The sequence below is a fragment of the Achromobacter sp. NPDC058515 genome, assembly GCF_042721735.1.
In the GTDB taxonomy this organism is placed as follows: Bacteria; Pseudomonadota; Gammaproteobacteria; order Burkholderiales; family Burkholderiaceae_B; genus Achromobacter.
The window spans coordinates 72,951-79,562 of record NZ_JBHXNI010000023.1 but is presented as its reverse complement, the minus strand read 5'-3'; the positions used below and the strand labels follow the sequence as shown (position 1 = coordinate 79,562).

7 protein-coding genes are annotated in these 6,612 nt (G+C 64.4%); 4 read left to right on the top strand and 3 right to left on the bottom strand.

Translation table 11 applies throughout. The features are described 5' to 3' along the window. A partial coding sequence (locus tag ACFWP0_RS28125) for a M48 family metallopeptidase (protein WP_377847864.1) occupies positions 1–1,089 on the top strand: 1,089 nt, incomplete at its 5' end. Between the two features lie 225 nt (positions 1,090–1,314). Then, the gene (locus tag ACFWP0_RS28120; RefSeq protein WP_377847862.1) at positions 1,315–2,409 is read left to right on the top strand and encodes a YjgN family protein; all 1,095 of its coding nucleotides are present in this window, start codon (positions 1,315–1,317) and stop codon (positions 2,407–2,409) included. Here ACFWP0_RS28120 and ACFWP0_RS28115 read toward each other — a convergent pair. After that, complete coding sequence (locus ACFWP0_RS28115) at positions 2,406–3,587, bottom strand: NADH:flavin oxidoreductase (RefSeq protein WP_377847860.1); 1,182 nt, start codon at positions 3,585–3,587, stop codon at positions 2,406–2,408. The genes ACFWP0_RS28120 and ACFWP0_RS28115 overlap by 4 nt on opposite strands. 1 nt (position 3,588) lies before the next feature. Continuing rightward, positions 3,589–3,984 carry a RidA family protein gene (locus tag ACFWP0_RS28110; RefSeq protein WP_377847858.1) on the bottom strand — a complete coding sequence of 132 codons (396 nt, stop codon included), beginning with the start codon at positions 3,982–3,984 and terminating at the stop codon, positions 3,589–3,591. Positions 3,985–4,134: 150 nt separating this feature from the next. Here ACFWP0_RS28110 and ACFWP0_RS28105 point away from each other — a divergent pair, with 150 nt between their 5' ends. After that, positions 4,135–5,034, top strand: coding sequence for a LysR substrate-binding domain-containing protein (locus ACFWP0_RS28105; RefSeq protein WP_377847870.1), 900 nt, complete (start codon positions 4,135–4,137; stop codon positions 5,032–5,034). A gap of 147 nt (positions 5,035–5,181) precedes the next feature. On the opposite strand, the gene ACFWP0_RS28100 is transcribed toward ACFWP0_RS28105, so the two are convergent. Then, positions 5,182–5,589 (bottom strand): tautomerase family protein, encoded by a 408-nt coding sequence (locus ACFWP0_RS28100; RefSeq protein ID WP_377847856.1) that lies wholly within the window; start codon positions 5,587–5,589, stop codon positions 5,182–5,184. Between the two features lie 116 nt (positions 5,590–5,705). Between ACFWP0_RS28100 and ACFWP0_RS28095 the strand changes: the two genes are divergently transcribed. Beyond that, positions 5,706–6,602: a LysR substrate-binding domain-containing protein gene (locus ACFWP0_RS28095; protein WP_377847854.1), complete on the top strand. Its 897-nt coding sequence runs from the start codon at positions 5,706–5,708 to the stop codon at positions 6,600–6,602. Positions 6,603–6,612 lie beyond the last annotated feature (10 nt).

Here is a 6,612-nt window from a genome sequence, read left to right as displayed (position 1 = left end):
CTCCGGGCAGTTTCGGCGGCGAATTCAGCGAGCTTGAAGGCTTTGCCAGCGCTGCCTCCATCTGACCACGACGTCATCCGCGGCCGGCTCTTTCAAGCCGGCGCGGCCGCCCACCGACCCGCGACACTGGAATGCCGGGCAGACGGCTCGTTGACGGTGCATGACGGGGAAACGCAGCACACGCTGCCGCCCCGCTCCCTGCGCTGGTCCAGCCGCATCGGCACGACGCCCCGCCGCGCGGCCCTGCCGGACGGCAGCGTCTTCGAGACCACCGACAATGATCAGGTCGACCGCCTGGAACGCGCCCAGGGCCGCCACGGCGCCGGCCTCCTGCATCGTCTGGAACACGTTCGGACTCACTGGCTGGCCCTGGCCGCGGTAGCGATGCTGGTCTTCTTCGTCGGCCTGCGCTGGACGATCCCCTGGCTGGGCGACACCGCCGCCACATTCGTTCCCCACGCCGTCGAGGTTCGCATTGGCGCGGGCGTCATGGACACCCTGGACCGGATGGCCTTTCGCCCCACCGCGCTGCCGGCCGAAACACGGAAGGCCATCCAGTCGGTGTTCGACGACCTGGCGGCGCACTCGGATGCTCCCGCCGGCAGCCTCAGGCTGGCGTTCCGTAGCGGCCGCCGCTACGTCGGCGCCAACGCGCTGGCCCTGCCCGGCGGCCAGATCGTCGTCACCGATGAACTGGTCAAGCTGGCCGGGTCCCCCGACACGCTGGCGGGCGTGCTGGCGCACGAGATCGGGCACGTCGAACACCGGCACGGCATGCGAAGGCTGGGCCGCGTCGCCGGCCTGTCGGCGGTCGTCATGCTCATGACCGGCGACGTCGCCAGCATGACGCACGATATCGGCGTGTTCGGAGCAGGCCTGCTCGACCTGTCGTACTCGCGCGGCTTCGAACGGGAAGCCGACGCGCGCGGCGTCGCGCTGACCCGCCAGGCCGGCAAGGACCCCGAATCGCTGGCCGTGCTGCTGGAACGCCTGAGCGCGCACTCGAAAGACAGGGGCGAAGAGCCCTCCTGGCTGTCCTCGCATCCCCCCACCGAGGAACGCGTTGAGCGGATCCGGCAGGCACGCTGAAGCGCCCCTCCCCGATGCCGCATCGCGACGAACACAATGCCATTTGTTTGGGCGCCAGATAGCGCTTGAACCTCATGGACGGCTGTTGCGCGTCGTGGATGCCATTCCCGCCGCCAATTGAGTAATTCTATTTTTGAATACCATCATTTTCCGACGTTTCCATCGGTATCCGTTGAATAAAATCCGCGCACTTGCACTTGTGCTCACTTCAACGGAGTTACGCGGATGATTCAGCACGACCGGGCCGCCGCGCCGCTTGCCAGTCCAGCCAGCTTCCGCGCTGCGAAACCGCCCCTCGCGCACGACGCGCCCGTCTTGCAGGCCATTCCCGTGCAGTTCCACGGCATGGCGCGCGACTATTTCGGAGTCTGGCTCGTCAACGTCCTGCTGACCCTCATCACGCTGGGTGTCTGGTCCGCCTGGGCCAAGGTGCGCGCCAACCGATGGTTCTACGGCCACACCATGATCAAGGGCCATGCCTTCGAGCACCACGCCACTCCCCTGCAGATCCTGAAAGGCCGGCTGATCGCCCTGGCGCTGATCCTCGCGGTTTCCGCCGCAATCTTCTTCGCGCCCCGGTTCGGAATATTCCTGTTCGCGATGGCGGCCGTTGCCGTGCCCTGGGCCATCAACGCGGGCCTGCGTTTCGGCGCCTGTATGACCTCGTGGAGCAATGTGCGTTTCGATTTCCACGGCAACTATTGGCGCGCGTTTGTCGTCTTCCTGCTTCTGCCGATCGCGGCCATGGCCACGCTGGGACTGCTCGCTCCGCTGCACGCAAGGCAGCATGGGCGCTATCTGGCCGGGGGCTACCGCTACGGCGGCGCATCGTTCGCCTGCGCCCCCCGGCTGAGCGTGCTCCATCGCGATCTGGGCCCCAGCGTGTTGCTGGCCATGGGCGTCGCCGCGCCCGGACTGCTGGCGACCTACCTGATGTCCGTAGCTGCGGGAATCCCCTGCACCCTGGATTCCCTGCGGTGGGCGTTCGTCTCTGGCGCAAGCCATATCGTGTGGCCCGCCATCGTCAGCGTGTACGCCGCGCTGTTGGCCGGCGGGCTTTATTACGGCGCGTGCGTGCGCAACGAACTGTACAACCGGGCAACCATCCAGGGCGGCCACCGGCTGCAAAGCCGGCTTTCGCCCATGCGCTATGTCTGGATCGTGATCTCCGGCCTTCTGGCCACCGCGGTCACCCTGACCCTGGCCTATCCTTGGGCGCGCGTGCGCCAGTACCGCTATCTGGCGCAAAGCACCACGCTGCTGGCCGCGCCCGGACTAGACGCATTCGTGTCGCGGCAACGATGCGCTCCGGGCAGTTAGCGATCCGGCGCCGCGGCGCTCCCGACGGGAAGGCGGAGCTGCGCGCGGTGACGATCCGCATTGGCGAGGTCAGCTATCGGCGCCAGCAACCCTCGATCGAAGGGTTCATGCGCCTCATCGGCGCGCAGCCTCACGGGCCAATCGGCATGCGCGAGCGCGCCACGGCCCAGCGAAACGAAGTCCGCCTCCTGCCTTGCCATCAGCCCTTCCGCCTGCGCCGCATCATGCAGCGAACCGTTAGCCAGCACCGGCACGGAAACGTGCCTCCGCGCCAACGCGGCAAGACTGGGGCCGTGCTCACCGAAAGCGGGCCTCCAGGCCTCAAACTCGGTCGTGTGCAGGTAATCGATGGGCAGCGCGCCGAGCGCGCCGAAGATCTGCGCCGCATCGGCCTCGGCGCCCTCCCACTTGTGAGTGAAGTCGTTGACTTTGCCTTGCGAGGAGCGCACCCCCACGATAAAGCCCTCCGTCGTCGACCGCCGGACGGCCTGGATGACTTCCGCCGTCATGCGCAGGCGGTTTTCCAGACTGCCGCCGTAGCGGTCCTCGCGCAGATTGGTGTGGGCGGTGAGAAACTGGTCCAGCAGATACCCGTTGGCGCCGTGCACCTCGACGCCGTCGAACCCCGCCTCCTGCGCTCTGCGCGCCGCCTGCGCGAAGCCCTCGACCGCCTCGGAGATATCCTCGGCTGACATCGCTTCGGGCATCCGGTAGGGCCCATCGCCCCGATAGAAAGCCATCTGCTGCCCCGCCGGCAACACGGCCGAGGGCCCTTTCGTCGTGGCGCGATGGGGATTCCCCTGCGACAGCGCGCCCGCATGCATGAGCTGCGCAACGATGCGGCCGCCCTGCGCATGCACACGGTCCACCACGGTCCGCCACGCGTCGCGCTGTGCGTCGTCGGCCAGACCTGGCTGGAACAGGTAGCCCTGCGCATGGGCCTTGTCCGTATAGATGCCTTCGGTGATCACCAGACCGAAGCCGCCGGCGGCGAAGGCTTCGTAGTAGTCGGCCATCCGCTGCGTGGCGTGGCCGTCAGCCGTGGCGCTGACCCGGGTCATCGGCGCGACGGCGAGGCGATTGGACAAGCTCAGCCCTCTCCCCAGCCGCAGCGGCGTGAACAATCCTGCGTGCGCTGCCTGCGCATCGCCTGTGGGACGGTCGGCGAGCGTGTTCATGTCAGCGGCCCTCCGGTTGGCGTACGGCCGCGATTGCCTCGATCTCGATCATGGCGGCGGGGTCGTAGAGCGCCTTGATCTCGGCGATCGTGTCGGCTGGATAGGGGGCCGAAAAGAAACGGCGGCGCAGCGTCACCACGTCCTCGAAATGTCCCATGTCAGTGACGAAGATGGTGACCTTGATCACGTCCTTCAGGCTGGAGCCGCCGGCCTCCAGCGCGCGGCGCAAATTCGAGAAGGCTTGCTCGCCTTGGGCGAGAAAGCCGCCCGCGACGATCTTTCCGTCGTCGGCGGCGCCCGCCTGGCCCGAGATGAAGAGCAGATTTCCGAACTGGATGCCCTGCGAAAGCAGGAAGGGAGCGTAATTGTCGGGCTGGGTTGTGACAGCTTTCAGCATGATGCGAATTCCTTCATGTATAGCCGGTCGGGGATTTAGGGAATGAATGACCGATCCGTGCCTGTACTTTAGGGATGCGCGGCCCGTGTGACAAAGGTTCATTTGTCAGCTATAAGAAGAGATAATCTCATCTATAGGCTGATGCTGCTCATGCAACGCCGATTTCTTCCGCTCTCTGGGCTACGCGCATTCGAAGCTGCCGCGCGCCTGGGCAGTTTCAAGGCCGCCGCCAAGGAGCTGGCTGTCACGCCGACCGCCGTCAGCCACCAGATCCGCGCACTGGAGGAGCGGACGGGGCTTGCGCTGTTCGATCGCCAGGTGCGAAAGGTTTCGCCGACCGATGCGGGAGCGCAGCTCTACCCCGTGCTGCGTGACGGGTTCGATGCGTTCGAGGCGACGCTGGCGCGATTGACGCAACAGCAAATGCGGATTCAGGTGAGCATCTCCGCGACGAATGCATTCACAGTGAAGTGGCTGGTGCCGCGCATGGCCGATTTCCGGCGCCGGCATCCCGACATCGACTTGCAGCTGCAGGCAAGCGACGACCTCGTCGACCTGCGATCGACGGCAGTCGACATCGCCATTCGCTATGGCCGAGGGCCGTACCCCGGTCTTGTAGCCAAGCCCCTGTTCACCGACCGGTTCGCGCCCGTGGCCAATCCGCGCCTGGGCGTCATGTCGCCGGAAGATCTGGCTCGCGTGCCGCTGATCCGCTTCGACTGGAAGCGGCCTCAGCCGGAGAACCCTACCTGGGAGCGTTGGTTCGCGGTCGCTCAGTTGCCCCAGCCGCGAGAAGCGAGCCAGCTACGCTTTTCCGATGAAGGACACGCAATACAGGCGGCCGTCGCGGGCCATGGCATCGCGCTGGTCAGCCTGGCGTTGATCGCCGACGAACTGGAAGCCGGCCATCTCGCGCAGCCATTCGGGCCTGCGATCGACGGACATACCTATCACCTGGCCATGTCCGCCGACCGGCCGCCCTCGGCGCCAGTCCAAGCCGTGGCGGACTGGTTGTGTGCGCAGGCGGCGGGGCGAGAGTCTGGCAATTGAGCGAGGCAACGGAGACGGCATGGCGCGCACCGACAACGCCGCCGGCGTGGCCGCTCAATTGCGGCAAGCGGAGTGCGTGCGCCGTCTTGCTCCCGTGCAGTACCGTTGAGCGGCATATATGGCTGATCCTGGTACCCGACAGCTCTATCAGCGATCCTCGCCTACCTGTTGCACAAGCGCCATCGCAAATTTCCCCTCGCCGACCGACCAATCGGAGTAGTCGTTTTCATGCATGAAAATGAGCACATCCTTGGGTGATACGGCCGCATTTGACTCAAGGTTGCGTGCGACGTTGGCGTAGAGCTCGCGCTTCATTGCGTCGCTGCGGCCGCGCCGCAATGTAATTTCGACCACCACAACACGATCCGAGCGCGCAATACCGTTGAACGTCCGGCTGCACCAGAATTGCGACGACTCATACTCAGTCACCAGATTGAAGAGTTCGTCCTCCGGCATGCCAATACTGTCCACCAATGCTTGATGGATGCCGTCGACAATGCCTTGCCGCTGCTGCTGGCTGGTGCTTTGATGTACGCTGGTCCGAATGAAAGGCATGTGAGTATTCCTCAAAATTAAAATGCATGGCTTAATAGGAATCCAACATTTTCCTGGCCTACATCTCCTTCAGGAAACGATTTTTCCTGTAGGTCTATTTGTAGAAAACTCACATAGTGAAACGCCATCTGCCACCGTTGAACGCTTTGCGCGCATTCGAGGCCGCCGCGCGGCTCGGCAGAATGACTGCCGCCGCTGATGAACTCTCGGTTACGCCAGGCGCGATCAGCCGACAGGTCCTTCAGCTTGAGTCGAGTATGGGTGTTCGATTGTTCGAGGGACCGAAAAGCAGACCGCAATTGACCAATGCGGCAAAGGCGTTGCTTCCCGCGCTGTCGGCGGCTCTGGATCAGATCGAAGCGGCGGTGCGAGCAGTGAGCGACGAAGACCATGGGACGCTGGACATCTCATGTTTCAGCACCTTCACTGTCAAATGGTTGATTCCCCGCCTCTATCATTTCAATGCGCTGCATCCCGACATCGAGATCAGACTAAGCGCGGCTGAGCGGCCCGCCGATATCGCTCGCGAACGGTACGACTTGGTCATTGCGGTGGATGATGCAAAGGACGCAGATAGTATCGAGGTGCGGCCGCTTTTCCCCGAATGGCTGGGCCCCGTGTTGGCGCCATCGCTGGCTGCCCGCGTCAAATTGCGTAAGCCGGCCGATGTGGCCGGCAAACCGCTCTTGCACACAAAAACCCGCTCGAATGCGTGGCAAATGTGGAGCGAGTCACTTGGCCGCACCCTCGCCCCGCGGCCCGGTCCGGAATTTGAGCATTATTACTTCACACTCGAAGCCGCAATTGCGGGCCTTGGAATCTGCATTGCGCCCTGGCACCTGGTCATCGACGATATCCGTAGCGGGCGCCTGATTGCGCCCCTCGGATTTCAGCCCAGCGGCTACCAGTACGTTGCGAAACGATTGCGTCAGCCCAACAAGAGGTTGGACAGATTCTGCGCCTGGTTGCTTCTTCAGGCGCAGGAGACGCCCTCGCCACAGAACCCGGATTGATGGCAAGGAG